The organism is Candidatus Synechococcus calcipolaris G9, assembly GCF_029582805.1.
In the GTDB taxonomy this organism is placed as follows: domain Bacteria; phylum Cyanobacteriota; class Cyanobacteriia; order Thermosynechococcales; family Thermosynechococcaceae; genus Synechococcus_F; species Synechococcus_F calcipolaris.
This window is the reverse complement of record NZ_JAKKUT010000008.1, coordinates 61,398-86,710: the sequence shown is the minus strand read 5'-3', so window position 1 is coordinate 86,710 and position 25,313 is coordinate 61,398. Positions and strand designations below refer to the sequence as shown.

Annotated in this window: 25 protein-coding genes and 1 pseudogene; 17 read left to right on the top strand and 9 right to left on the bottom strand. The window is 50.5% G+C overall.

The features are described 5' to 3' along the window. On the top strand, window positions 1–150 hold the full coding sequence (locus tag L3556_RS14765) for a hypothetical protein (protein WP_277868102.1): 150 nt from the start codon (window positions 1–3) through the stop codon (window positions 148–150). 15 nt (window positions 151–165) lie between these two features. Then, window positions 166–504: a hypothetical protein gene (locus L3556_RS14760; protein ID WP_277868101.1), complete on the top strand. Its 339-nt coding sequence runs from the start codon at window positions 166–168 to the stop codon at window positions 502–504. 67 nt (window positions 505–571) lie between these two features. Here L3556_RS14760 and L3556_RS14755 read toward each other — a convergent pair whose 3' ends face one another. Beyond that, window positions 572–3,202, bottom strand: coding sequence for a M1 family metallopeptidase (locus L3556_RS14755; RefSeq protein WP_277868100.1), 2,631 nt, complete (start codon window positions 3,200–3,202; stop codon window positions 572–574). Between the two features lie 235 nt (window positions 3,203–3,437). Here L3556_RS14755 and L3556_RS14750 point away from each other — a divergent pair, with 235 nt between their 5' ends. The 3 genes from L3556_RS14750 to L3556_RS14740 all read left to right on the top strand — a co-directional run bounded on the left by L3556_RS14750 (window position 3,438) and on the right by L3556_RS14740 (window position 5,580). Beyond that, window positions 3,438–3,932, top strand: a complete 495-nt coding sequence (locus L3556_RS14750; RefSeq protein WP_277868099.1) for a DM13 domain-containing protein — start codon at window positions 3,438–3,440, stop codon at window positions 3,930–3,932. Window positions 3,933–4,081: 149 nt separating this feature from the next. Beyond that, complete coding sequence (locus tag L3556_RS14745) at window positions 4,082–4,624, top strand: J domain-containing protein (RefSeq protein ID WP_277868098.1); 543 nt, start codon at window positions 4,082–4,084, stop codon at window positions 4,622–4,624. Then, the gene (locus L3556_RS14740) at window positions 4,621–5,580 is read left to right on the top strand and encodes a hypothetical protein (protein ID WP_277868097.1); all 960 of its coding nucleotides are present in this window, start codon (window positions 4,621–4,623) and stop codon (window positions 5,578–5,580) included. Before L3556_RS14745 ends, L3556_RS14740 begins: the two co-directional genes overlap by 4 nt. A 161-nt stretch (window positions 5,581–5,741) precedes the next feature. Here L3556_RS14740 and bcp read toward each other — a convergent pair whose 3' ends face one another. Next, complete coding sequence (bcp, locus tag L3556_RS14735; protein ID WP_277868096.1) at window positions 5,742–6,212, bottom strand: thioredoxin-dependent thiol peroxidase; 471 nt, start codon at window positions 6,210–6,212, stop codon at window positions 5,742–5,744. 505 nt (window positions 6,213–6,717) lie between these two features. On the opposite strand from bcp, the gene L3556_RS14730 reads away from it, so the two are divergent. From L3556_RS14730 to L3556_RS14715, 4 genes are all read left to right on the top strand, one after another. After that, a complete protein-coding gene (locus tag L3556_RS14730) occupies window positions 6,718–7,026 on the top strand; it encodes a carbon dioxide-concentrating mechanism protein CcmK (protein WP_277868095.1) in 309 nt (102 codons plus the stop codon). A gap of 96 nt (window positions 7,027–7,122) precedes the next feature. Then, the gene (locus L3556_RS14725) at window positions 7,123–7,464 is read left to right on the top strand and encodes a carbon dioxide-concentrating mechanism protein CcmK (protein WP_011056790.1); all 342 of its coding nucleotides are present in this window, start codon (window positions 7,123–7,125) and stop codon (window positions 7,462–7,464) included. After that, window positions 7,464–7,763 (top strand): beta-carboxysome shell vertex protein CcmL, encoded by a 300-nt coding sequence (locus L3556_RS14720; RefSeq protein ID WP_277868094.1) that lies wholly within the window; start codon window positions 7,464–7,466, stop codon window positions 7,761–7,763. The genes L3556_RS14725 and L3556_RS14720 overlap by 1 nt, the downstream gene beginning before the upstream one ends. 15 nt (window positions 7,764–7,778) lie before the next feature. Next, window positions 7,779–9,719 carry a beta-carboxysome scaffolding protein CcmM gene (locus L3556_RS14715; protein WP_277868093.1) on the top strand — a complete coding sequence of 647 codons (1,941 nt, stop codon included), beginning with the start codon at window positions 7,779–7,781 and terminating at the stop codon, window positions 9,717–9,719. Window position 9,720: 1 nt separating this feature from the next. On the opposite strand, the gene L3556_RS14710 is transcribed toward L3556_RS14715, so the two are convergent. The 4 genes and pseudogenes from L3556_RS14710 to L3556_RS14695 form a co-directional block, all read right to left on the bottom strand. After that, window positions 9,721–10,164 (bottom strand): Hsp20/alpha crystallin family protein, encoded by a 444-nt coding sequence (locus tag L3556_RS14710; protein ID WP_277868092.1) that lies wholly within the window; start codon window positions 10,162–10,164, stop codon window positions 9,721–9,723. Window positions 10,165–10,391: 227 nt separating this feature from the next. Beyond that, a pseudogene (locus L3556_RS14705) lies at window positions 10,392–10,872 on the bottom strand (Dps family protein). A gap of 203 nt (window positions 10,873–11,075) precedes the next feature. Further along, window positions 11,076–11,600 carry a DUF3122 domain-containing protein gene (locus tag L3556_RS14700; protein ID WP_277868091.1) on the bottom strand — a complete coding sequence of 175 codons (525 nt, stop codon included), beginning with the start codon at window positions 11,598–11,600 and terminating at the stop codon, window positions 11,076–11,078. 194 nt (window positions 11,601–11,794) lie between these two features. Further along, the gene (locus L3556_RS14695; protein WP_277868090.1) at window positions 11,795–12,061 is read right to left on the bottom strand and encodes a YciI family protein; all 267 of its coding nucleotides are present in this window, start codon (window positions 12,059–12,061) and stop codon (window positions 11,795–11,797) included. A gap of 341 nt (window positions 12,062–12,402) precedes the next feature. On the opposite strand from L3556_RS14695, the gene L3556_RS14690 reads away from it, so the two are divergent. Together L3556_RS14690 and ruvA are read left to right on the top strand one after the other, a co-directional pair. Continuing rightward, on the top strand, window positions 12,403–12,747 hold the full coding sequence (locus L3556_RS14690) for a hypothetical protein (protein ID WP_277868089.1): 345 nt from the start codon (window positions 12,403–12,405) through the stop codon (window positions 12,745–12,747). Window positions 12,748–12,803: 56 nt separating this feature from the next. Further along, window positions 12,804–13,436 carry a Holliday junction branch migration protein RuvA gene (gene ruvA / locus L3556_RS14685; RefSeq protein WP_277868088.1) on the top strand — a complete coding sequence of 211 codons (633 nt, stop codon included), beginning with the start codon at window positions 12,804–12,806 and terminating at the stop codon, window positions 13,434–13,436. Between the two features lie 68 nt (window positions 13,437–13,504). Here the strand turns inward: ruvA and L3556_RS16235 are convergent, their stop codons facing one another. Next, the gene (locus L3556_RS16235) at window positions 13,505–14,992 is read right to left on the bottom strand and encodes a M23 family metallopeptidase (protein WP_338405762.1); all 1,488 of its coding nucleotides are present in this window, start codon (window positions 14,990–14,992) and stop codon (window positions 13,505–13,507) included. Window positions 14,993–15,648: 656 nt separating this feature from the next. On the opposite strand from L3556_RS16235, the gene L3556_RS14675 reads away from it, so the two are divergent. Further along, on the top strand, window positions 15,649–16,782 hold the full coding sequence (locus tag L3556_RS14675; RefSeq protein ID WP_277868087.1) for a pentapeptide repeat-containing protein: 1,134 nt from the start codon (window positions 15,649–15,651) through the stop codon (window positions 16,780–16,782). Here L3556_RS14675 and L3556_RS14670 read toward each other — a convergent pair. Beyond that, a complete protein-coding gene (locus tag L3556_RS14670; protein WP_277868086.1) occupies window positions 16,771–17,418 on the bottom strand; it encodes a histidine phosphatase family protein in 648 nt (215 codons plus the stop codon). The two genes, L3556_RS14675 and L3556_RS14670, sit on opposite strands and share 12 nt — an antisense overlap. A 127-nt stretch (window positions 17,419–17,545) precedes the next feature. On the opposite strand from L3556_RS14670, the gene L3556_RS14665 reads away from it, so the two are divergent. Then, on the top strand, window positions 17,546–18,679 hold the full coding sequence (locus L3556_RS14665; RefSeq protein ID WP_338405761.1) for an HhoA/HhoB/HtrA family serine endopeptidase: 1,134 nt from the start codon (window positions 17,546–17,548) through the stop codon (window positions 18,677–18,679). A 3-nt stretch (window positions 18,680–18,682) separates the two neighbouring features. Continuing rightward, window positions 18,683–20,104: a dolichyl-phosphate-mannose--protein mannosyltransferase gene (locus L3556_RS14660; RefSeq protein ID WP_277868085.1), complete on the top strand. Its 1,422-nt coding sequence runs from the start codon at window positions 18,683–18,685 to the stop codon at window positions 20,102–20,104. A 106-nt stretch (window positions 20,105–20,210) separates the two neighbouring features. On the opposite strand, the gene L3556_RS14655 is transcribed toward L3556_RS14660, so the two are convergent. Then, window positions 20,211–21,101 carry a coiled-coil domain-containing protein gene (locus tag L3556_RS14655; protein ID WP_277868084.1) on the bottom strand — a complete coding sequence of 297 codons (891 nt, stop codon included), beginning with the start codon at window positions 21,099–21,101 and terminating at the stop codon, window positions 20,211–20,213. A gap of 345 nt (window positions 21,102–21,446) precedes the next feature. On the opposite strand from L3556_RS14655, the gene L3556_RS14650 reads away from it, so the two are divergent. The 3 genes from L3556_RS14650 (at window position 21,447) to L3556_RS14640 (ending at window position 25,310) form a co-directional block, all read left to right on the top strand. After that, window positions 21,447–22,940, top strand: coding sequence for a hypothetical protein (locus L3556_RS14650; protein WP_277868083.1), 1,494 nt, complete (start codon window positions 21,447–21,449; stop codon window positions 22,938–22,940). Between the two features lie 47 nt (window positions 22,941–22,987). Further along, on the top strand, window positions 22,988–23,872 hold the full coding sequence (locus L3556_RS14645) for a hypothetical protein (RefSeq protein ID WP_277868082.1): 885 nt from the start codon (window positions 22,988–22,990) through the stop codon (window positions 23,870–23,872). 109 nt (window positions 23,873–23,981) lie between these two features. Further along, a complete protein-coding gene (locus tag L3556_RS14640) occupies window positions 23,982–25,310 on the top strand; it encodes a class I SAM-dependent methyltransferase (protein ID WP_277868081.1) in 1,329 nt (442 codons plus the stop codon). Window positions 25,311–25,313: the final 3 nt, after the last annotated feature.

Sequence of the window (25,313 nt, the reverse complement as noted above, 5' to 3'; positions counted from 1 at the left end):
ATGAAGTTAAATGAAGACGAACAAAATCAACTAGACGCGGCCAAACGTGAACTAGGTATCCAGCAAACGATTATTGCTTTGGGCAACCTTGAACTTAAACTGATCTTGGGTCTCAAGGGCTTGCTGTCGGATGCGCCTTCATTTGCTTAGTTCAGCTTTGTATTGGTGGTATCGCTGGCTGGAAAAGCTTTTTTCTTGTTCTTCTCGATGTTCTTGGCGATTGGCATGATTAGCAAAGTTGAAACTTACCTCACCCTCCTCGGACTTCCTCCTGAACCTGTACCCGAATTCATTCCAAGTACCGAAATTCAACATCTCCAAGAACAGGCTAACTTTAGCCCATATGAAGAAAAAGAACGCATCAAAGCTGAGATCAAGGCGCAGGCGCAATACAGGGAGGGGCAACCAACTCACCCAAGCCTGGAGCAAATCATCTCCGCCATCCCAGCCTTTAATCGCGAAGAACGCAAAATCATCGCCCGCCACGCCCTTCACGGACTTTGAATCTCTTGGTTGGTAACATCCCCTATTTTTATAGGTTCTTTATGACTTTATATATCCTTTGCAAAAATTAACTACCGTTCTTAATTGTGTCAGATCCATTCTCTGAAGGCGTGACATTGGATTTTACTTCCAATTTCTCTAGGCGACTTTTCAAGGTTTGATTTTCCCGTTTTAACTCCGCCACCGTTTCCTCTAGGCTCTTGAGGGCTTGGGTACTGCCCATGGCTTTTTGTACCTTGGGAATGGCTTCATCCGCCGATCGCTTGACTCGATGATCAAGGGTTCGTTCCCGCAACTGTTGCAGTAATCCCAGGGACTTGGGGGAGTCCATCTGCCCTAGGGCATTCACCACCGCTACCTGGGTTAAAAAGAGGGGTTCATCCGCCAGGTGGTGTAATCGCTGGAAAATTTTATCCTGATAATCTGAGGGCCCCTTGCCCAGGGTTCCCAGGGCCCGCACCGCTGCCAAACGCAGGGCTTGGGGTGTTCCCAATTGGGTGTATGCCAAAATAAGCTCTACGGCTTCCGGCAGATCCTTGAGGGCACTTAAACCGGCGATCGCCCCACAGCGCACGACTTCATTCCAGCCGGAGCGTTTTTCTAGGGCCGTCTGCAAAATCTTTAAGACCTTTGTGGGTTTGGGTTTTTCCCCGGTCTGGGCCCCAGCGATCGCGCCAATGCCTTTTAGGGCCGCGGCTTCTACGGAGTAACTGGCATCCCCCTTTTCGGCAATGGGTTTTAGGAGCTTATAGGCGGCATAGGTTTTAATATCGGCGATCGCCGTCACCGCAGCCCGCCGTACCCGTGCATCTCCATCCCCCAAGGCCAGGGCTAACCCCTCTAGGGCCTGATCCAGTTTGATTGTCGCCAAGGCTTTGACAATTTCTAGGCGCACCCCCCAAAATGCCTCGGTTTTAAGCTGTTCCACCAAACTCTGCACCGCCGTTAAATGTCCCTTTTTGGCGATCGCCTTGGCTGCTTCCAACCGACTCAGGGGATCGGGATCATGGCTCAATTGGCTTTTAAGTTCCGGCAAGGGATACGCCAACGTCACTGTTTTTAACGTATGGTTGCCCACATCAAAGCTAATAAAACTAGGCTTACGACTGAGGGGGAAATAAAAACGTTGCTCCGCCTCCTGCACCCGAATCGTTACTTGATCTAATGTCACCGCCCCATCGTCCGCCACATAGCCAAAGCCAATGGGCAACTTCAGATCAAAAAGTCCCTGCTCTAGCCAATGGGTGCCCTCCTTCGCCTGCTTTTGCTTAATCGTCAGTACCGCCAAAGACCCATCCTTATCCCAACCATAGGTGACGTGATAGTCGGGATGGCCGCCGCGAAAGACGTACTGATCAAAGAGGGGTAAGAGATTGCGGCCGGTGGCAGTTTCCATGGCCCGTAGCAGATCCACCGTTTCCACGGTTTTATGGGCATGGGTTTGCAAAAAAGTGTGAATCCCCCGCCAAAATAGCTCATCCCCCAATTCTTGACGCATCATGTGATAGACGCAGGCCCCCTTTTCATAGAGGTGGCGATCGTAGAGTTCCATGGCCGCCCGATAAACATGGGTGACAATGGGGCGACGGTAACGACTTTTATCTTCATGTAAATAATTACGGGCCTCATTCAAGCGGTAGTAGGCGGCCTCATTGGGGCCGTATTCCGCTGCCGTCCACAACACTTCCGCATAGGAGGCCATGCCCTCCTTAATCCAGGCATGGGACCAATGTTTAATGACAACTAAATCCCCAAACCATTGATGGGCCAATTCGTGGGCCACTAAGCTTTCACTGCTGCGGTTATCTAGGGCAGCCCGTTCATCCAAAAGACAGCGATCGGTGAGGAGGGTGGTGGAGGTGTTCTCCATGCCGCCAAAGATAAAATCCTCGACGCAGACCTGGGCATACTTACTGTAGGGATAGGCATAGCCAAAAATATCACTAAAAAACTCAATCATCCGTGGGGTTTTCCCCATGGTGCGACGGGCATCCTCTTCTCGCCCCTTGGTCACATAGTAGGTGACGGGTTTGCCTTGCCAGTGATCCTCCAGTTGGGCAAAATCCCCCACCGCCAATGTAATCAGATAGGAGGGATGCACTTGGGGCTGATACCAATGATAAATTTTATCGCTCCCTTCTTCCGTCACATAGCGCAGTTCCCCATTGGAAATGGCTAGATAGGGATGGGCGACCCGTACTCGCACTTCTGAGGTTGCCAATTGCCCCGGATAGTCAAAGCAGGGAAACCAGTAGCGGGAATCTTCGTCTTCCCCTTGGGTCCAAGCTTGGCGGGACTTATGGGGATAGTCATGGTCGGGGGCAATAAAGTAGAGGCCGCGCTGGGGATGCTCTAGGCTGTAGTCCACGGAAACCGTGAGGAGATCATGGAGATTGATCCCTAAACCTGGGTCTAGGTGAACAATGAGTACTGCACCGTCATAGTCAAATTTTTGAGCCTGATCATTGACTTTTACGTTATGGATGGTTTGGTTAACCGCATCCAATTCCAGATGAGTAAGATCTGTACGGATTGGGCGGAGGCGAATATGGCATTGCCCCCAACACCGTTGTTGCTCCAAGTCTAAACTAAGATCTAGAAAAATATGCTCCACCTGGCCGGGGCGATCGGGGCTGTAGTGGGGACGGGATCCCGCCAGGGCAAAGGCATTAGTGGTTTCGGTGTCAAAGCCAGTCATGGTGAGGAGAATCTCTAGTCTGAATAGGTAAGTACGATAGCTAGTGTGACATCATTCCCGACGTTGAATCAAAGCAAACCCTACATTTCTCTGTTGGCAATGACGCTCATCCTGAACTTAGATAACCCTTAGGGAAATCTCAGGAAGGAAAGCCATAATCAAACGAGACAAGGCTGAAAATATACGTAGTAGCAAAATAATTGGAAATAGAACAATGAAACATTCACACAAAATAATGTCTGTTCTTGGTTTATGCCTCATACCCGTAGCGGTAATTTTTGGGCTGAATACCATCCGTCACCCAGAATCGGATCCGGCGATCGCCATGTCAGAACCCTCTGTGAATCCCCCTCCTGAACTCGTCGTTCAAGCCAATTCAATCCTGCGCTCCGGCAGTTTTGCCTCCGGTGAACATCCCACCAAGGGCGGCGCAAAAATCATCAATCAAGGGGGAAAGCGGATTCTGGAACTGGATCAAACCTTTAGTACATTTTCCATGGGCCCGGATTTGGTGGTGATTCTCCATCGTTCTGAAAATGTGCTTGGGTCTACCAAACCCCCCGCCTACGCCCTGAAATCGGGGGACTACCTGATCCTTGCTCCCCTAAAGCAGTTTACCGGCTCCCAAACCTATACCATTCCTGACAATGTGGACTTGGCAGCCTATCCGTCGGTAGCCATTTGGTGTCGCAAATTTAATGCCACGTTTGGGGCAGCGCGTTTACAGTAGCAAATCTGAATTCCTACAGCTAGGAATGTGAACATACAAGATGTAGTGCTTATCTGTCAATATTAATAGGTACGCACTATGATCACCTGTGATAAAGTAAAACCAAAGACATTCTCAAGTCAAAGTTTGTTTTCTCTCCTGTTCTTCCCATGCCTGCCAAGCTTGCCCCTCACATCCTCACTGAAATCGAGCGGTTGCATCAGGCCCACAACTACGATCCGCAAATCCTCCAAGTCTTTGCCCAGCTAGTCCTCACCAAACCCCCAAAAGACAAAAAAAACAAGCCCCTCACCCTCCCCCAACTCAAGCAAGCCCTTTACCGAAAATTCAACGTCACCAGCACCGTTGCCCTCCGCAAAAACGGCAAATTTCAGATGGCCATAGACGGCACTGAACCCCTCAACTACGCTCTCAAAGCCACCTGGGAGCAGCTATATCGCGATCTCATTGATGTCCTGCCCAACGAGCAACACCAGACCGGGCCCGACTGCATCAACGGCATCAATATTTTTAACTACTTCCGCCCCTGGCAAGTCTTCAGCTTAGATCCTGAAGCCGCCACCGACAAAGACATCAGAGACGCATACCATCGCCTCAGCAAAATCTACCACCCCGACAACCCCAAAACAGGTAACAGGCGCATCTTTGAGCGTCTCGAACAAATGTATCGCAGCCTCACGTACAAGCCATGACCGAATTTCTCATCAAAGACTCTGAGATCGCACAGAGCCTAAACATCTCACGTCAAAAACTTCTTAACATCAGAAGAAAGCTAAATTTAGTCCCCCAAACCGACTACATCAAACTCAGTGCATCCGAAGCCTGCTTCTACACCACAAATGGTATTCAAAAACTCTACAACGCTCTTCAGGCATCCCCTCCATACCGCCCCAAAGCCAGACTACTCAAGGCATTAGTCCACAATCGCAAACAACAAGCTCTCCATGCCCTCATCCGCCAAACCGTCCTCGAAAATAGCCAAATAGTCAAAATCAACAACATCAACTTCCTCCCCGAAGACAAAGTTGCCACCATCCTAAAAATTAGACTGAGAACCCTCAATAAAACCTTTGAAGCAGTACAGAAAACTCCCTCCCCCCTTACCCACGAGACCGAATTTCGCCGTATAGAGGAAGTCACCTACTACTCCTTTTCCGGCATTGGCAAACTATCTGAGTACCTCGCAGAGAACCACAATAACTCCACCACCCGAACCTGGTGCAAAAACGTCACAATCCACACCAAATCAGTCGAAAAAGACACCGCCAGCAGCCAAAACCAGCGCATCAATCAAGCCAAAAACCGCGCCAAAGCCAGAGATAACAACACCTGCCAAATCACCCAAGAAAAGCAGACGATCGACAGCCCCATACCCCTTGCCGTTCACCACCTCTACGATCAAACCCATTACCCCCACCTAGCCGATAGCCTCGACAACCTCCTCACCATCAAAGAAAGCATTCACAAAGAATTCCATCAATACCAAGGCGGAACCTCAAAACCCTGCACCATCGAGGACTTCGCCCGATTTATTCAACTAGCCTACCCAGAATATCCAGACGCGCTAAACACCCTGCACCGCTTCCGTAAACGTCTTTGCACCCCACAGCCACTAACGCTCGCACAACTCCAAGGAGCCAAAACGTGATCATTTAACTCTGGATCAACCTCTCTCGGAGAAATAGTCTTACTTTCGGGCTGATCCAGAATTCCGTGATCAGTTCGTTTTCTCAAGAATCATCTGCCAAGCCTCAAAAGCCTTCACTTCACTAAAACCCCCCTGTTCCAGAATTAACTAACTCCTTACAGTCAAGATGCTTGGGCCTGAAAATCTGCCATTACCTGATCAATATGGGCATCCGGCTTAACCTTTAGATAAATACCTGCCAGATTGCCCTGGGGGTCGATCAAAAAGGTATTGCGGTAGATCCCCTCGTATTCTTTGCCCATAAACTTTTTGGGGCCATAGCTGTCGTAGGCCCTGGCCACCGTTCCATCCAAATCGCAGAGGAGGGGAAAGGGCAGGCGATATTTCTGGATGAATTTTTGGTGAGATTGGGCAGAATCGCCGCTGATACCAACGATCGCCAGGTTTTGATCTTGCCGCGCTTCGTAAACATCCCGATAGCCACAGGCCTCCTTTGTGCAGCCAGGGGTATTATCCCGTGGATAAAAATATAAAATCAACCACTGCCCCCGAAAATCCCCTAAACACACCTGATCTCCAGTGGCACTGGCTAGACAAAAGTCTGGGGCGCGATCGCCCACCGTCAATGACATAACATCACTCCTGAACATTGAAAAACGAACCGTCAACCTAAAGTTTTGTGTCAAAAGTTAACACAATATTTATAGATGTAAACTTATTAAAAACTATTAATGTATTGATAAAGCCTATAATCAGAATCGGAATCCAATCGGTAGGTCAGTAAGGCCCAATGGGTCGTCAATGCTCCCGAATCTAAGCTTAGATATTTATCTATCTTTGCGGCCATACACTCCACCCCGGCGATCGCTAGGACTGGGAACCTCCGGTATAAATCAGGTTTTGTAATATTCTAAACCAGAAATTATTATCAACGATTCTGTTGTCAAATGAAACCCCTAACCCTATGCTTGATTTATAGATAGCAAAGACGGTCATCAACATAAATTATTACGTAATTATTACAATGACGTAATTCTTAAAATGGCATTTTCCGTCTTCAATCCGTGGCGATCGCCTATCAGCCACAATTAGATTGAGCCACCCTTACCCCTAGTTCGTTTTTAGGAGAATCAACTCATGCCAATTGCTGTCGGAATGATCGAAACGAAGGGATTTCCGGCCGTCGTCGAAGCAGCAGATGCTATGGTCAAGGCTGCCCGTGTCACCTTAGTCGGTTATGAAAAAATCGGCAGTGGGCGTGTCACCGTCATTGTGCGGGGAGATGTCTCAGAAGTACAAGCCTCCGTTGCCGCAGGCGTGGAAAATGTAAAGCGGGTGAATGGTGGTGAACTTCTCTCCACCCACATCATTGCCCGTCCCCATGAAAACTTGGAATACGTTTTACCCATTCGATATACCGAAGCCGTTGAACAATTCCGAAATTAGGGAAGTTTCTTCACCTAAATAGATCTAGATTCTATCTAGATCCGTGTGTTTAGAATTATTTTTGCCAACAGTTCATTAACCTTAGGAGTTATCAAAATGGCAATTGCAGTAGGAATGATTGAGACCCTGGGATTTCCGGCCGTTGTTGAAGCCGCTGATGCCATGGTCAAAGCTGCCCGTGTCACATTGGTCGGCTATGAAAAAATTGGGAGTGGGCGCGTCACCGTCATTGTTCGCGGTGATGTCTCGGAAGTGCAAGCCTCCGTCGCCGCAGGCGTAGAAAATGTAAAGCGGGTGAATGGCGGTCAAGTCCTGTCTACCCACATCATTGCCCGTCCCCACGAGAACCTGGAATACGTCCTCCCCATTCGCTACACCGAAGCCGTGGAACAGTTCCGGGAAAGCGTTAGTGGTATTCGTCCCATGGGCCGCCCATAGTGAAAATTGCTCGAGTGTGTGGCACTGTCACCAGCACCCAAAAAGAGTCCACCCTCACTGGCGTCAAGTTTTTAGTGGTTCAATGGATGGGCGGGGAAGGCGAACTACTCCCCGACTACGCCGTTGCCGCCGATACCGTTGGTGCGGGGTTGGATGAATGGGTCTTGGTCAGTCGAGGCAGTGCCGCTCGATTTATTGTCAATGGTGAAACAAAACCCATTGATGCAGCAGTGGTGGCGATTATTGACACCGTGAGCAAAGATAATCAACTTCTTTACAGTAAGCGCACCCAGTATTGATCGGAGATTCCTTCCATGGCGGTTAAAAGTTATGCGGCTCCTCCCACCCCCTGGTCAACGGATCTAGCTAAACCTAAAATTGCTGACTCAGCCTACATCCATTCCTCCTGCAACCTAATTGGTGATGTGCGGATCAAGGATGATGTTCACATTGCCCCAGGAACTTCAATTCGGGCAGATGAGGGAACTCCCTTTCATATTGGCGAGGGCACCAATATCCAGGATGGGGTGGTTATTCACGGGCTACAGGATGGCCGTGTCCTTGGGGATGATGGCAAGGAGTATTCCGTCTGGATTGGCGATGATGCCTCCATTACCCACATGGCCTTGATTCATGGCCCCGTTTACGTTGGCTCGGGTTGTTTTATTGGCTTTCGCTCCACGGTGTTTAACGCTCGGGTGGGCCCAGGTTGCGTGGTGATGATGCACGCCCTAATTCAAGATGTGGAAATTCCACCGGGGAAATACGTTGCCTCAGGCACGATTATCACCAATCAACAGCAGGCCAATCGCCTACCCAATGCCGAGGAAACCGATATTCACTTTGCCCAGCATGTGGTGGGCATTAATGATGCCCTGAGATCGGGCTATCGCTGCGCTGAAAATATTGCCTGTATTGCACCAATCCGTAACGAACTTAAAAAAACCCATGATGTTCAAATCAATCTTCAACAGGATGGGGGAGGCCAAGTCATGACCCAAGCCACAAATCCCGATATTTTAAGCGAAATCCGCCAGTTACTCAGCCAGGGCTATCACATTGGCCTAGAATACGCCGATGCCCGCCGCTATCGCACCAGTTCGTGGCAAAGTGAGCCACCGATCCAGGCCCAGCAGGAGCGACAAGTAGTTGCGGAGGTTGAGAAATGTTTGTCGGCCCATTCCCAGGATTATGTGCGCCTGATTGGGGTTGATCCTAAAGCCAAGCGACGGGTGCGGGAACTGACGATTCATCGGCCTGGAGAACCCACCAGTATGGGAGCAACCTTTTCCAGTGGTGGCTCTTCTTCCCCAAGTACTGCCTACACCTCCTATGCTGCCAGTACGACAAGTCGTGGAAGTTTGGATCAATCCATTATTGGCCAAATTCGCCAACTCCTCCAGCAGGGCTATCAAATTGGTACGGAACACACCGACCCACGGCATTATCGCACCAGTTCTTGGTATAGCTGCGCCCCCATTCAATCCAACCGCGAACCTGAGGTGATTGCTGCCCTAGAAGCTTGTCTGCAAGAGCATCAGGGCGAATACGTGCGTTTATTAGGCATTGATAGTAAGGCCAAGCGGCGGGTATTGGAGCAAATTATTCAGCGGCCCGATGGCCCTGTTACCTCCAATGGGTCTCGAGGTAATGGTTCTGGGACGAAATCCTCCTTTCCTACGGCAACCCCAGCAAGTTATGGAACACCCCAGGATACGGTACTGAGTAACGATGTCCTCAACCAAATTCAGTCCCTTTTGTCCCAGGGATGTCAAGTCACCACCGAGTATGCGGATCCGCGCCGCTTTCGCACCAGCTCCTGGCACAGTGGCATAAACATTACCTCCATGCACGCCCTAGCGGACTTGAGTGCATTTCTGGCGGATCATCCAGGGGATTATGTTCGCCTTGTGGGTGTAGATCCAAAACTGAAAAAGCGGTTGATGGAAACCATTATTCAGCGGCCCAATGGCAAGGGCAGTAATAATGGCTCCAGTACGCGGGGTAAGGGATTTGCTCCCACCCCATCGGCCAAATCTAGCTCTAGTTCCTCTAGCCGTTCCCACTCCAGTTCGAGTCGTTTGAGTGGGGATGTGGTGAATCAGGTGCGTCAGCTTCTACAGAGCGGGTTTCGCTTAGGCATTGAACATGTGGATGCCCGTCGTTATCGGACGGGGTCTTGGCAGAGTGGGCCGCAGCTTCAGGTCACCCGTGAACCGGAGGCGATCGCCCCAGATGAGATCTATGGAACTTAAATTAACCTAGATTGATGCGAACCACTTTATTTTTTTCTTCATCAGCCTTCGGTAGGGTTAGGGATAAAATACCATCCTGGTAATTGGCACCTACATCCTGATGATTAATCCGGCCCGGCAAGGGAATCACCCGTTGAAATTTACCATAGCGAAACTCACTGCGAGTCACGCCATTTTCTTCACTTTGACGTTCGGTTTTACGCTCCCCAGAAATGGATACCGCTTCCGCCGTCGCCTGAATATCTAAGTCTTTTACATCCATCCCCGGCAGTTCTAGGCGCAGGGTATAGCTATCACCATTTTCAACTAATTCAGCCCGAGGGACAAAGCCAAGACCAATCCCTTCTTGGGAGTTATTACTGGTTACTAGATTATCGAAGAGACGGTTCATTTCCCGTTGAATATCATCCACTTCCCGGAACGGTTGCCAACGCACGAGTGCCATAGCATTTGCTCCTTTTTTTTTAGCGATTAAACTTACATTTCTAAGGTAACTCTAGCCCGATAAAAGAAGGGTTCGGCTCTACCCCCCCTTAAATTTGGGATCACCGTACCTGGGTCTTGAACGGTTGGGAGCATTACTTGAATGGTGAGGATGAGCAGTCGGTAGATTTACCTTTGTAAAATTATTAATACTTGGCTTAAAAAATTTTGTTAATTCAGCAGAATTCACTATTGTGCCAGTAAACTCCTTAACATCCAAGCTGTTTTTTCATGAACCTGTATACGTTTGGGTGAGCAAGTCTGTGATCGGCTTATCATGGGAACCCTCCAACACAATAAACAGCGATCGTGCTGTGCGGACAACGGCCTCCTGACCTTCCACCAACTTGCGGATCATGTCCTCGGTGCTGGGAACGCCATCCTCGTCACTAATTGAAGAGAGCTGGGCAAATTCCTTGTAGGTGCCTGGAGCCGGAAACCCCAGTGCCCGGATGCGTTCAGCAATTAGATCCACCGCCAAAGCCAACTCGTTATACTGCTCTTCAAACATGAGATGCAATGTCCGAAACATCGGTCCTGTGACGGTCTAGTGGAAGTTATGGGTTTTCAAGTACAGGGTGTAAGTATCCGCCAGTAGATGGGAAAGCCCTTGAGCAATCTCGCGGCGATTCTTTTCTTCGATTCCGATGTTGATTGGCATGGTCTGCATAATGTTGGTCTCCAAATTATTGAACTTAAGTTAGGTAGTTGTGCCTTCAGACATTATCAAAAGCAAAATCCGCATGGTAATAGGATGGAAAAAGCTACGATTAGGGCTTGAAAGGTGCTAGATTATCTATTCATGATGATCTCTAAAACAGTTGCACACCTTGAATGACGCTATCGCTGCATAGCCAATTAGCTGAACGAGAACTATTTCTGACCTATTAGAGATCGCCATTCTTCAACAAGATCAGTAGAAGCATTCAGGGTAATCTCTGATTGGTCGAGGGTTGGCAGGATTAGTCGCAATGGGATTCCCAATTCTAACTTCATCAAGATCGGCTGTAAATCATACTGTGCGACATCAGGTTTTATCTGAGTTGGATCCACAAACATATCGTGGGATACATCGGCGGCAGTTAGTGTTTTGCCCATCGAGTTGGTAAGGGTTAGTGGCTGTGAGTGATCGATGTTTGCTGTTCCTGGAAACCCAACCAGACGTAAGTATATACTGTCCGAACGATCGGGGAAAGTTCGCTTGAAGGCGATCGCTTGCCAACTAGCACCCTTTTGATCCTTGAGCACTTGGCGAGATTGGTAAACCACCTGCCCTGGTGCTTCTTCTAACTGGCGAATAGTTGCCTGAGATGGAGAGATCGCCACATTAACTATCAACACCCAAGCTAACATTCCGAGTATGAGTGTTGATCCGATAAAGCGTAAGATGGTCTTCATTCTGACTATTCCTTGAGTACATTAATATTGGTCTTAAGTGACATCATTTTGAATTATTTGATGAATATTAATACAATTTGATACAAAGACAGCATAGATATGTACTTACCAGCTGTTCTCTTAGCTAAGCAAGAAGCTAACTCTGTATGGATAGATGCAGGTGCCCTTAACTCTAAATTCAAGATAAATTATTTCTATTCCTCGACGATTTTCCACTCGTGTAACTCGTAATCTACACAATGGTTTTTGATTAAGGGATCTTCGGCAATAATAATCTGGGCGATCGCCTGGGAGTCCGCCTCAAAAATCATCATTCCACCTCCCAACTCCCCCCAGTAGCCTGTCTTAGCCCGATGACCTTGGTCAATTAACTGTCGCACATAGGCCCGATGGGCCGCCACGTATCGATCAAAAACCGGCTTATCCACAACTCCCCGCTCAATTTTGACAAACCAGGGCATCTACGTTGACCTAACCCAATGATTATTCCAGACCCATTTTACCCCTTTGCTTCTCTCTTTCTGCCTCTGGGATGGACGATGTGACCAGCAAAACCAGGCATCTCATTTTCTCTATCACTCCCTGGAATTATGTCAGGGCATCTTGATAATAGGTTAGCCAATTCTCCTTCTCTCTGGTCGATCACTCCAGTCCTGTATAGCATAGGTACAATAGAGGCTTAGTTTTTTCTATGGCCTCGGATACCAATTGTGCGATAAACACCCATTTCTCAAGGGTAATTTTCAGGAGTCTGACTCAGTATGAGTATCAATCTAAATTTTCCCTGTTGGAGTAATCGACTATGACCCAACCTGTGCGTCTTAACTTGGTGGAAGGTTCCGTGAGCTTTCGCTTTACCGTCGCAGCGGCCCAAGACCTCAAAAAGGAGATTGATCAACTATTACTGCGGCTCCGCACCATTGCCAGTGCAAAATCCGCCGGAAATCGTCCTGACCCCCAGCCCGTCATGGAATATCAACACACTGGGGACATTTTCTTAGAGGTCTTTTGCAATCCCAATATCTGGGCTGGCCCCTTTGCTGCCAAGGTACTCCTGACCCTGCGGGACGATCGCATTCGAATTACCACGGAAGCGGAATTGACCCGCTTAATTGATGACCTCAACCAATATCTAGACGAGGCCTAACCCCTATTTTGATTTTGACGATACTTTCCGTGGCGATCGCCCTGTAATGAGATCCCATGGTTACTTACCTTAAAGGCCAGATCACCGGCATTCACAAAACCCACGCCAATCGGGCCCTAATTGATCTAGAAGTTAATGGTGTGGGCTATGGCCTAGTGGTCACTAGTCGTTTACTCAAGGAATTACCCGAATCAGGGGAGACGGTTCAACTCTTTACCCATCTACAAATGCGGGAGGATCAACTTCTCCTCTATGGGTTTCTCTCTCGGGCGGAGCGGGATCTATTTCAGCGACTCATTAGCGTCAACGGGGTAGGGGCCCAACTCGCCCTTGCCCTTCTAGATGCCCTGGGCCTACAGGAATTAGTTCAGGCCATTATTAGCGGTAATACCCGTACCTTAAGTCGCACCCCTGGGGTAGGTACAAAAACCGCCGAGCGCATTGCCCTAGAACTGAAAACAAAACTAGCCCAATGGCGACAGGACACGGGTCTGATCACTCGGCCGCCGGCAACCCCCACCCCTGATATTCAAGAAGACGTAGAACTGACCCTAGGGGCCCTGGGCTATACCGATACAGAAATTCAACAGGCTCTAATGGCCCTAGGTGAACATACCACCCTCAGCAAAAGCAAGAATCCTGAGGACTGGCTTCGGGAGGCGATCGCTTGGTTAAGTCAACCTCCCTAAGCACAGGTACTACTCAGGATTCCTAGATTTAGATTCCTCGTTACAGACTCCCGATTTGCCAGGAGCTATTAGCCTTGAGAGCGGCGGAGGAAATTCATCGGATTCACCGCGCCCCGCCCCTGGGGATGGATTTCAAAGTGGACGTGGGGCCCCGTACTCCGACCCGTGCTACCCATCAGGGCAATTTGCTCTCCCTGCTGAACATATTGACCTTGACGGACAATATTCCGATGATTGTGGGCATAGAGGGTGAGGGTTCCGTCTGTATGGCGAATTTCCACTAGGTTACCAAAACCACCGGAATTCCAGCCAGAAAATGTCACAACCCCAGAAGCTGCGGCAACCACGGGTGTGCCCACGGGCCCGGCTATATCAATGCCCCGGTGAATCCGCCCCCAGCGTGGGCCGAAGCCAGAGGTAAACACACCCTGGGCAGGCCAAACAAACTGATTCGTAATGGGACTGGGTAAATAGCGATCAGAGGCAGGAAGCGGGGGCAAGTCTAGATCGGGTAATTGGGGCGAAATTACTTGACGTGCCACCTTAACGGGAACAGGGGCAGCCATGGGTTGGGGAATAGCCGGGGCAGTCGCCGGAGCAGGATTAGGACGAGGTGTAACCGGACTAACGGTAACAGTACTGGGGCGAGGGCTGACGACCGGCGTTGTTGGAATTGAATTGGCAGGAATAGAGGTAGCAGCGGTACGGGTTGACACGGGCCGAGATTGGTGATTCTGGCGTTGATAGCTGCGGCCAAAGGGCACCGGAACGCCGCGACGACTGCCCGTGAACTGCACCCGGGAATTGGGGTCAGACTGTTGAGGAGCATAGGCAATTGCGGAAGAAGTATCCTCTACCGGCTCTTCCGGGGCAATGGCCAGTAGATCCGCCGCTGCTGGAGAAAGATCAGTTGCCGTAGCAGGAGTCGATTCCTCTAGGGATATATCCACCGGCTGCATCCCAGAGGTTTCTTCCCAGGTTCCCCCCATCCCTAAGGACATATCTCCTGTGGGAAGGGCCGCCAGCACTGCCGTGGTTGATTTAGTCACCAGGGTTGCCAGATCATCGGTTCCGGCTTGGCGACGATCAATCACCTTAAAGGAAGGAGATGAAATCTGACTAGAAGATGCTAACTGCGGATAGGCCGAGAGAACAGGACTGGATGTAAGGGAGCCTGTTGTGAGAGGGAGTTTAGACTCCGGTAGAATTGCTTTTTTGAGAGAGCCTTGAATAATATCGGCAAGAATATTTTCGTTGATTGTGGCGGAAAGACTCTCTTGCGAGTTGCCATCAAGATCAGAGGTGGAGGACGAACCTAAGGGACGGATAGGATCCTGATTTAACCTACTGAGGCTTTCAGATGAGCTTGTAGGGGGATGAACCAACAGCAATGAATCAAGGGCATAGACACCAGGGGTGATGGCCGCCGTCAAACCAGTCGTCGCCGTTATGAGAGGCAGATAGGAACAAACCTGGCGGATCCGACGACTAAGAGAATTAGAAATTATATGCTCCGGTGGGGTTGGATTAGGGGAGTAAAGGGTTTGGTCGCTCAATGTAAACCTCCTCGCACACACTATCTAAAGTGATTCGACTAAACAACACATCAGACAAAACTTAGACAAAACGGTCAACAGGAACAGTTCAAACCAATTTAACCCAAGGGATGAAGCTTTTTGTTGCCTACTGAATAGAACTGTCATACTTACGTGCTTATGCAAAGGGCAGTTGGGGCAACATCAAACTTCTAGGTGACTTTACCTAATCTGTGGACGAATGACAAGCCTTTGGCAAACCCGATCGCCACGGAGAACCAAAGAAATAAAGGTGCATCCATAGAAAAATAAATATTTCTATTGAAGAGATTAAACTTCAATGCCTTTAACAGTCAGAGCTTGAGAAATCATCGCCCTTCCGCAAAAACACTTAAATAGCTAAGACCGGTAATAAGTAAATTCGTGAATATCTCAAGGAACTATAGATTCTTTTAATATTGTTACCTTGGCAACAGTCACCCAGAAGGGGGAAGTTCCGTCAAATCTACCTGTGACACTTTCACTAATTGTCCTAGGTGTCGATGAATTTAGGGAGTCTTTCCGGAAATGCCTATCAATCTGGGGGTGTCTGTACTATGATGATGACGCCAAACCATTGAGGGACAAGGGATAGAGCTATGGGAGACGATCAGCCTCGTTTATCGGCATATCCCAAAGTGCCGTTGATACGCAACCGTTGGCGAAGTCTATGGCAGTCTGCACGGGTCGGTGTTATTACTATCGCCACCATTGCCCTGATCATTGCCTGGGTGATTGATTTTGACCTCGTTGGTGTTTTAGCAGCAGCGGTTCTTCTCTCCTTGAGTCTGCCCATTCTTTGGCGGGGAATGACGAGTTGGTTTTACGGCGATCTATCGGAATCCCAACGCCGCCTCATTTTTGCCATTTTTGGGGTTGCCCTGTCCTTGGTGGCATTGGTGGGCATGAGTGGGGCCATGGGCTGGCTACGGATGCGCTTCCAGGGAACAAACTGGGATGCGGTGGGGGCCTTGGCGGAAGGATTTGGTGCCCTGGGGCAAATTTTGGTGGCTCTACTCGCGGCCTATGTGGCCTGGCAACAGTACGTTATTTCCAAGGAACTGACAACCCAGCAAAACCGTATTACCCAGCAACAGACCATTGATAGCTATTTCCAGGGGGTTGCGGATTTAATTTTGGATGATCAAGGCCTCTTGGAGGACTGGCCCCAGGAACGGGCGATCGCCGAGGGACGCACCGCGGCTATTTTAGGGGGACTGGATGCGGAAGGCCGAGCAAAGATTATTCGTTTTCTCTCCAGTGCGAAGTTGTTGGCTCCCCTAAAGCGGGATCGTCGCTTGGGGCGGCCGATTTTTGATGGCTTAGGGGGCTACGAAGAGGATATTGAATACGGGGTACGGGTGATTAACCTCGGTAGTATGCTCGTGGGCTGCGATCTGAGCGGTACGGATCTGCGCTGGACGGACTTGAGTGAGGCCAATCTTTCCGGAGCCCAACTGACCAACTGTAATCTGATGCGAGCTAACCTCTGTGGCACCATTCTCCAAGGGGCAGATCTGAGCGAGTCTGATCTAAGCCGCACCCGTTTTTTCCATGGCGAAATTGACCATGCCACGCCCCGCGATCGCCTAAATCCGCCCAATTATCGGACGGGGGCCCAAACCGGTGTGGTGATTGAAGATGCTAATTTGACCAATGTCAAAAATCTCTCGGATGAGCAACGCTACTATTGCTGTGCCTGGGGCGGAAACAAAACTCGAGAAACCATTCCAGGGGGATGTGAAGGAATTCCAAATAAATTAGGACGGTAGGCTGGCATTAAAACGATGAATTCGCTGCGCCATTGGGTTATGGCGGTGGCTGATGCTATGGAATTGATCTTGATCAAGCTCTACAGAAATATCAAACCAGGCCCCCGGTGGAATGGAGATGCCCCAGAGGCGATCGCACCCCAAAAGGGTTGAAATCAAGCATTGGAGGATACCGCCATGGCTAATCAGCCACAGGCAATCCAGGGGGGTATGGGTGGCAAAAATGTTCTGCCAAAATTCTTGGGTACGCCTGATCCCCTGCTCTAAAGATTCTGCTCCGGGAATACTTTCTAACTCCGATTGGGTTTCTAGGCGATGGCAGAAATCGGGATATTGGTTTTTGGCTTCAGGCCAGGTGAGTCCCGTAAAAATCCCCTGATCCAGTTCAATCAGGTCGGGGGCAATCCGTATCTCTGGGGCTAGGGATAGTTGCTTACTAAGTCCTTCGGCAGTCTGCCGACACCGTTGGAGAGGACTGGTATAGATGTAATTTGGGGGCGTTCTTTGGCCCAAGTATTCCCCTAGGGCGATCGCCTGGTTGTGGCCCCGATCCGTCAGGGCAACATCCCTATGACCGAGCATTTGCCCCTCACCATTTCCCTGGGCTTCGCCGTGGCGGATCAAAATTAAACGCAAAGGATGCCTCCCCAAGCCCTTGATCCTAAGGGATCGTTCCCCAATCTCCATCTATCCTAGGAGATAAAACAACCCCCTAAAATGGAAAGAATATATTCCGTAGAGATTACTGGAGGATTTTGCCCCAATGCAGCGGTTTTATCGTCATTTTTCTCGCCTTCTGGGTTGGGTTTTCGTTTTGAGCTTAGTCGTCATCAACTGGTCATGGCCGGCGGCTGCAACGGAGTTAATGGATGCCAATGGCCATAGTTTTATTGCCCAGGCCGTCGAGAAGGTGGGAGCGGCGGTGGTACGAATTGATACGGAACGCACCATTGTGAGATCGCCGGATCCCATGCTCAATGATCCCTTCTTTCGTCAATTTTTTCCCGGATTGAGTCCCATGCCCCAGGAAGATCACCAACGGGGCCAGGGGTCTGGGTTTATTATTGATGCCTCCGGCATTATTATGACCAACGCCCATGTGGTCAGTGCCGCCGATACCGTCACGGTTACCCTCAAGGATGGGCGGGTTTTCCAGGGCGAAGTGCGCGGCGTGGATGAGGTCTCAGATTTGGCGATCGTCCAACTGAAGGGAGCAACGGCAGACTTACCCGCGGCTAGTTTGGGGGATTCCAGTTCAGTTCAGGTAGGTGATTGGGCGATCGCCGTTGGGAATCCCCTCGGCTTGGATAATACCGTTACCCTGGGAATTGTTAGCACCCTGCACCGCTCCAGCGCCCAAGTGGGCATCCCCGATAAACGCCTGGAATTTATTCAAACCGATGCCGCCATCAATCCCGGCAACTCCGGTGGTCCCCTCCTCAACCAAGCTGGGGAAGTGATTGGCATCAACACAGCCATTCGGGCCGATGCCATGGGGATTGGGTTTGCCATTCCCATTAATAAAGCCAAAACACTCCAAGATCGGTTAATTCGCGGCGAGAAAATTAGTCATGCCTATTTAGGGGTACAGATGACCACCCTAACGCCGGCCATGGCCCAGGAAAATAATCAAAATCCCAATTCCCCCATTCTCCTGCCGGAAGTGGATGGGGTCTTAGTGGTTCAGGTGTTAGCCAATACACCCGCGGCTAAGGCTGGACTCCGCTGGGGGGATGTGATTACCGCCGTAGATGGTACCCCCATCACCTCGGCGGATCAGTTACAACGGCTTGTTGATGGCAGTCGCGTCGGCCAACTGTTGCAGATCAAACTACGGCGTGGGGAGCAAACCCGACAGGTGGGGGTACGCACGGCAGAACTTCAGGGAGCCACCTAGGGAATGCCCTGGGGACATCAACGGGCCCCGTTCTGGTGGTTGGGGTTAGGCGGCGTTTGGCTGTTTGCCCTAGCCACTCGTTTTTGGGGGCTGACGCGGTTCCATACCCTTGTCTTTGACGAGGTTTACTTTGCTCGCTTTGGCCGCCATTACTTAGCAAGCTATCCTTTTTTTGATGCCCACCCCCCCCTAGGGAAGTATTTCATTGCCCTAGGCATTGCCCTATCCGGTCAGTTTGATCCCTGGGGGTACCGCTGGATGAATGCGGTGATTGGCTCATTGATCCCCCTCCTGGGGGCGGCGATCGCCTATGGCTTGACCGGACGGTATCGCTTTGCTTTTTTAACGGCCCTGCTGTTCTCCCTAGATGGCCTGGTCCTAGTGGAGTCTCGCTATGCCCTGATTAATATCTATCTTGTTTTCTTTGGACTCCTAGCCCAGGCTGCCCTTTTGTGGGGGCTAGGGCCGAAAGGGACGGATCCGGGACATCCCCAAGGGGTGAGGCGAAGATTGGGATTAATGGTTGGGGCGATCGCCCTCGGCTGCTGTGTCGCCGTCAAATGGAATGGGTTGGGCTATCTGTTAGGGATTTATGGGATTTGGATCGCCAGTCGGCTGCTGAAGCGATGGCTACCGCCAGTTCCTAGGGAGGCGCACCAGAAGCCTTGTCCTAGTTATCCTAATCATCCTAACCCTAACTTCGGCAATTTAGGTGCCTGGCGGGGCTGGGAAATCGGTCTGGTGTTACCGGCGATCGCTCTGGGAGTGTATGGCCTCTGGTGGTGGCCCCATCTGCTCCAAAATCCGGGAACCAGTTTCTGGCAAGTGCATGAGCAAATCCTTGGCTACCATCGCAGTATCACCGATACAGCCCATCCCTATTGCTCCCCATGGTATAGCTGGCCCCTAATGCTCCGCTCCGTAGGCTATTTTTATCAGCGGGCCCTGACCCTAGAGGATCCCATTCCCGGATTTGGCCCCCCGTTACCTGCATCCGCTACGGTCTGGGTCTATGATGTCCATGCCCTCTTTAATCCCGCATTAATCTGGCTATCTACCGTTGCCCTAGGCATCCTTGCCCTTTTTGGCCTCCGGCAACTTTGGCATCGCCACCGGGAACCGGAACGCCTGATCATCCCCCTTTTTATCTGGGGCAACTATGGCGCAAATTTTTTCCCTTGGATGATTGTGGGCCGCTGTGTTTTTCTCTACCACTACATGCCTGCGGCCCTGTATAGCTTTATGGCCCTGGCCTGGCTCATGGATCGGTCTTGGCAGGGCGATCGCCCCTGGCAAAAGGGATTAGTTATCCTCGGAATCGGACTGATCCTGGCTAGCTTTATCTTTTGGCTCCCCATTTACCTGGGCCTGCCCCTTACCCCCGATCAGTTTTACCGACGAATGTGGCTGCGATCCTGGATTTGATCCAGGTACCCAAAAAAATAACCCCTGAGGTTGAGTTCAGAGGTTATTGGATGTTTCTTCAGCTAAAGATACGCCGGAAAAATGGCATCTATCCATTAATTATCCACTAGTGAAGAAAAGGCAAATGGGGATAAATACTTTCCCAGACAGTGCGTAGAGGACTCCAAGGCCCACCGGCATAGATTAAAACTACCGAGGTCATCAGGGTGGTGAGACTCCCTAGCCAACGTTGATAGATCCCCAACTGGTAGACCGCTCGTTCCTTGGTGCGATTCACCACCGTCAGACGATCGATATCCTGGCGCAAATGGGCGATCGTTTCCTCCCGTTCCCCTAGACTTTTCTGGAACTGTTCCCGTTCAAGGCTTAATGCTTGGTCGGCCTGGGCTAGTTGACGCTCCTTTTCATTCTGGGCGAGGGCTTGCTCCTCGTAGTGGGCCTGCAATTGCTGCCGTTCAATTTCTAGAGCTTCAGTCTGCTGGCGAAGCTGCTCCTGATAGTCAGCGGTGAGTTGCTCCCGTTGAATATGAAGTGCCTCTAGTTCCTGGACCTGCTCCTGGCAGGTCTGGCGCAATTGTTCATTCTCGATAGTGGCCCGCTCCAGTTGGGCCTTGAGATCATGGCAAAACGCTTCGACCTGTTGGATTTGCGCCAGTTGTTCTTGGGCCTGTTGCCCTAAGTCCTGGTGGCGATCGCCCAAATCTTGATGGGCCAAGGTCAGTTGCTCCAGTTGTTCCCGGAGTTGAACCGCTTCCAGTCGGTATCTATCCCGTTCCTGGTTAGATCGATAGACTAAATCCTTGAGACCATGAATCCGCTCAGCCTTTGCCTGTAAATCTTGGCGAAGATGCTGAATTTGTTCCCAAAAAATTTTCAGAGGGCCGCTGTACTGGTGTTTTACAACGGAGCGTAACAATGATAAACCTGTCACCGTAAAGCCAATTAGAACATAGGTGTTCAAGAAGGTATGGGCCGGTTGAGAGAGGGTGTATAGCATAGGACAATATTGATCCGTATTGATCCGTGGTTCGGTGGGCCGCTATTTACGGTATATCGTAACTTGGCCGTCCCTCGCCATAATAAAACCCAAGTCATCAATCCCAAATCATCAATCCAAGTCCAAGGGATCAATGCTGTGACGAAGTTAGGCCAAGATTAGACCAAATTAGACCCAGGGGGGTATTCTGTATACCAACTCGATCAAACGAATAGAGCTAAATTCAGGTTTAGAATCCAAAATTTATCCGAATCTTGACATGTACCCTACCGTCACAGTCCACCATGCCCTTAGACTAGGTAAAAAAGTTACCATAATCACCATCATTTAGAGTCCCCCCTTCGGATGAGCCTTCCTACCCGCAGTCCTGACATTCACGTTGAGCAACTGCCGCAACTCCTGCAAGCGGCCCGTTCTCGTCATTTAGGAAGTGAGCGATCGCCCAAGGAGCGATCCGTCAATGCCCATCAAGAACTCGTCAAATCCCTCCGAGTTATTCTAGAGCGACCTATCGATAGTACGGACGGGCAGCAACGCGGCGGCTACCTACAGCGACTGGTGGAAGCCTACTTTCGTCTATTTCCCCGTTGTTTGGAGGGGATGACCCGGAGCCAACTGCAACAGCAAGCCCTCAATAAAACCGTGCAGCGACTCCTGCAAATCCCCATGACCGTAATTCGGGAAGAGTACGATCGCTTTAATCGGGGCCACTACAATATTCCCCTAAAGCAATTAGTTCTCGCCTTTAGCCGCCCTCCTCTAGCCAGTAAATCCACACCCCCCACCCTGACCGAGGCAGAATGTTTTCTCGCCTACTTTATCCAATGTCTGCGGCAGCAATTGGGGGCCGCCGTACTCCTCAGTCCCCGTTTCCGCCAAGAATACCGAGATCTGCTCCGCAGTGTTTGTTTAGGGGCCCCGGATCCGGATCTGTGCCAGAGTAATCTCACGGGCTGGCTCTGGGAAGCCATGAAGTCCTTTGACCCCCTCAAGCCCTTTAGTGCCACGGGACATGGCCGCCCCACCTTTGAGGCCTGGGTACGCACCGTTGTCAATAACAAACTCGCGGACGAAAAACGGAAGTTACTGAAACGGGAAGCCGATGAACTCCTGTTCTATGACAATCGGGCGGTTCATGTCTTCCGAGAACGGTATGCCGTAGCCCAAAGCAATGTCCAGGAAGAACTGGATATGGATGCCTGCCTGTCCCTGATCCAGATTGTCCAATCCGAGATTACGGATCCCCGCATTCGCGCCTCCACCACTCGCCTACGGCAGCAGATTGCCCAACTCTTGGGTTGGACGATTGAGTACACCCGCGAAATTCATCAACAGGTGCGGCGAATTTTGGGCCGCTATGTGCAGTCCACCCGATCGCTCAATATTACCTCTACCGATAGTAATCAGGAATGGATCGATAATTACCCCGATGCTCGCACCCTGCCCAATCCGGGTAGTCAGGGTCTTGAATGTATTGTGGAATTTCTCAATGATCCGGAAACCCCCACCTGGGTTCGAGACTGGTGTGAAAAGCGACGCACCCAGGCGGAAATTGCCCGGGAACTCTTTGTCAGCCAGCCCACGATCTCTCGATGTCTCGGTCGTGAATATCGCCTCTGGCTCTATCGTAGATTCTTCAAGGATCAACAGATTCCTGAATGGATGAAGCGATGGTATGAGACTCAAAATATCCCCAGTCCGCACCAACGGCGGCAAGCTCGGCGGGACATCCACCCGGAATATGCGCGGGGCGTGTACTCAGCCAAGCAAATTGACGAACAAATAGAAGCCAGACTTTCGGATTGGTGTAGTCACAATAGTATCTACTACCTCCCCTAGGCCTGGCCCAAATAACCCTCGAATCATTGGTTTGGATTATGAACCCTATGACGTTTCCCTTCGCCCCAATTGTTCCCATCGGCCGGCTTGAGCTAGATGCTGCCCTTCAGGTATTACAGCACTGTAGTCCCCACCGTCAGCGGCAAGCCTTACCCTATCTGTTGTCCTTGTATAGCTTTTTGACGTGGTGGGAATCCGAGGGAGCACCTCGCTTTGCCCAGCCCGGGTTGTCCATAAATAATGCCGAGCCTGATGAATCCGATGAATTGTGGGATGAGGGCTATGAACCTGCGGCGGAACTATCCCTGAGTACGACCTGGTGCGAACGGGCTGATGTGTTGGAATTAGTGGATGTTGCCGATCTCAATGTTGAGGGGATTCAGCTTTCGTTTTATCCAGTCGAAGATGACCCTGATCAGCTAAAAATTCATTGCCCCACCTTTCTGGGGGTCGTGAATGCGGATTTGGCCGTTGCCGTTCACCTAGACCGCAGCGATCGCCGGGCCGCATTGCTAGGATTTAGCGATCGCCGCACCCTCATTGAACACTGGCAAAAATATCCCCCCGATGCCCAGGGCTATGGCCAGTTTCCCATCGCAGACCTGCAGCCCATTTACTACCTATCGGAGCAAATTAGTTACCTTCAACCCCTGCCAGAAGTTCCTACGGACACAGCCCCGGAAGAATTACAGGTTCGCAAGACAAATATCAATGCGGCCCAAGTCAGTGCCATTCCAGAATTAGCCACCCTGATTGAGCAATTAAGCGGAACCCAAGCCAGCTTTCCCGGACGGGAGACCATTGCCGCCACCCCTGCGAGTAGCTGTGAGGATGGTGAAGCCATTGCCCGTTTAATTCAGGCCTTTCAGGGCTATGCTCAGGATCACGATGGGGCCAACCTAACTTCCCTCTCTGATCTAGGCTCTGTTTAGTTCTCTGGGCCTAATTCCCTGGTCTAGTTCTCTGAATTATTCTGAATAATTTAGCCCAAGCGGGCTGTTCCTGCTATTCTAGGGCTGTTTACCTCTGGGAGTCCCTGCCATGAGTAGCCCCGAATCGGAAGAGTTAGAGCGCATTAGAAAGCAGTTTGACTTTGGCCCCTATCCGCGGATTCCCGTTGAGAAGACCCCAAAGGAAGATAATAACCAGCTATTCTTCCATAACCTCGTCACTCCCTACTATCTTCGCTATCAGAAGGTCGTGAATACCCAGGGTAAACGGATATTGGATGCGGGCTGTGGCAGTGGCTACAAGGGTCTTCTGTTGGCAGAGGCGAATCCAGAGGCGGAAATCATTGGCATTGATATTTCCGAAGCCTCCGTTAAGTTGGCAGAGGAACGGCTAAAATTCCATAAATTTGATAATGCGAAATTCTATACCCTCTCTATCTATGACTTGCCGGAACTCGGTCTGACCTTTGATTATATCAACTGCGATGAGGTGCTATACCTGCTCCCCGATGCGGTGAAGGGCCTAGAGGCGATGAAATCCGTTTTAGAGCCAGAGGGTATAATTCGCACGAATCTCCACAGCCAGATGCAGCGGGAAGCCTTTTTCCGGGCCCAGCAGGTGTTTCAAATGATGGGGCTAATGGATGGCAACCCCGAAGAAATGGAAATGGACATCGTTAAAGAGATTATGACGGCCCTCAAGGATGGGGTAGACCTGAAAAAACGCACCTGGCGACTGGCCTATAACGAGGAAAACTCGGCAGAATTACTCCTAGCGAATCATTTGCTGGTGGGGGATAAGGGCAGTACGATGGCGGATGTTTTTGATTACTTAGATGCCGCCGCCCTCGACTTTATCACCATGGTGAACTGGCGACACTGGAGTTTTGTGGATCTGTTCACGGATCAGAAAAATTTGCCCTCGTTCTTGGCCATGAGTTTGGCAGATGTCCCCGATTCTGTGCAATTGCAACTCTATGAACTGTTCCACCCGGTTCACCGACTGCTGGATTTTTGGTGTGGGCATCCCCAGGATTTACCGGAATTCACCCCCATAGAGGACTGGAGTGATGCCGATTGGCAGGACATACGGGTGCATTTCCATCCCCAATTACGCTCAGAAAAAGTTAAAGAAAAATGGCTCAGTCACCTGGGCGATCGCCTGATTGTGGATCTGGGGGTATTTTTTAGTGTGTCCTCCAATAGTCCGGTTTACGCGGATGCCCAGGCCCTAGCCGCCCTCTTGCCTCTGTTTGATGGCCCGCAAATGTTTTCAGATCTGTGCGATCGCTGGCAACAGTTAGCTCCTTTGGATCCCTTGACCATGGAAACCCAACCGCGGCAAGAGGTTGAAACAGCCGTACAAAAGCTGTTAGCTCGCCTCGAACCCAGTTTATTTGTTCTCCTAGAGAGGGTTTAATGT

Excerpts from the sequence above, each read along its gene's own strand:
- L3556_RS14645 (WP_277868082.1), top strand. The coding sequence starts at position 22,988 with ATGACGTTTCCCTTCGCCCCAATTGTTCCCATCGGCCGGCTTGAGCTA.
- L3556_RS14700 (WP_277868091.1), bottom strand. The coding sequence starts at position 11,600 with ATGAAGACCATCTTACGCTTTATCGGATCAACACTCATACTCGGAATG.
- L3556_RS14715 (WP_277868093.1), top strand. The coding sequence starts at position 7,779 with ATGGCGGTTAAAAGTTATGCGGCTCCTCCCACCCCCTGGTCAACGGAT.
- L3556_RS14755 (WP_277868100.1), bottom strand. The coding sequence starts at position 3,202 with ATGACTGGCTTTGACACCGAAACCACTAATGCCTTTGCCCTGGCGGGA.
- L3556_RS14765 (WP_277868102.1), top strand. The coding sequence starts at position 1 with ATGAAGTTAAATGAAGACGAACAAAATCAACTAGACGCGGCCAAACGT.
- ruvA (WP_277868088.1), top strand. The coding sequence starts at position 12,804 with ATGGTTACTTACCTTAAAGGCCAGATCACCGGCATTCACAAAACCCAC.
- L3556_RS14655 (WP_277868084.1), bottom strand. The coding sequence starts at position 21,101 with ATGCTATACACCCTCTCTCAACCGGCCCATACCTTCTTGAACACCTAT.
- bcp (WP_277868096.1), bottom strand. The coding sequence starts at position 6,212 with ATGTCATTGACGGTGGGCGATCGCGCCCCAGACTTTTGTCTAGCCAGT.
- L3556_RS14690 (WP_277868089.1), top strand. The coding sequence starts at position 12,403 with ATGACCCAACCTGTGCGTCTTAACTTGGTGGAAGGTTCCGTGAGCTTT.
- L3556_RS14730 (WP_277868095.1), top strand. The coding sequence starts at position 6,718 with ATGCCAATTGCTGTCGGAATGATCGAAACGAAGGGATTTCCGGCCGTC.
- L3556_RS14695 (WP_277868090.1), bottom strand. The coding sequence starts at position 12,061 with ATGCCCTGGTTTGTCAAAATTGAGCGGGGAGTTGTGGATAAGCCGGTT.
- L3556_RS14650 (WP_277868083.1), top strand. The coding sequence starts at position 21,447 with ATGAGCCTTCCTACCCGCAGTCCTGACATTCACGTTGAGCAACTGCCG.
- L3556_RS14710 (WP_277868092.1), bottom strand. The coding sequence starts at position 10,164 with ATGGCACTCGTGCGTTGGCAACCGTTCCGGGAAGTGGATGATATTCAA.
- L3556_RS14740 (WP_277868097.1), top strand. The coding sequence starts at position 4,621 with ATGACCGAATTTCTCATCAAAGACTCTGAGATCGCACAGAGCCTAAAC.
- L3556_RS14725 (WP_011056790.1), top strand. The coding sequence starts at position 7,123 with ATGGCAATTGCAGTAGGAATGATTGAGACCCTGGGATTTCCGGCCGTT.
- L3556_RS14665 (WP_338405761.1), top strand. The coding sequence starts at position 17,546 with ATGCAGCGGTTTTATCGTCATTTTTCTCGCCTTCTGGGTTGGGTTTTC.
- L3556_RS14640 (WP_277868081.1), top strand. The coding sequence starts at position 23,982 with ATGAGTAGCCCCGAATCGGAAGAGTTAGAGCGCATTAGAAAGCAGTTT.
- L3556_RS14745 (WP_277868098.1), top strand. The coding sequence starts at position 4,082 with ATGCCTGCCAAGCTTGCCCCTCACATCCTCACTGAAATCGAGCGGTTG.
- L3556_RS14750 (WP_277868099.1), top strand. The coding sequence starts at position 3,438 with ATGTCTGTTCTTGGTTTATGCCTCATACCCGTAGCGGTAATTTTTGGG.
- L3556_RS14660 (WP_277868085.1), top strand. The coding sequence starts at position 18,683 with ATGCCCTGGGGACATCAACGGGCCCCGTTCTGGTGGTTGGGGTTAGGC.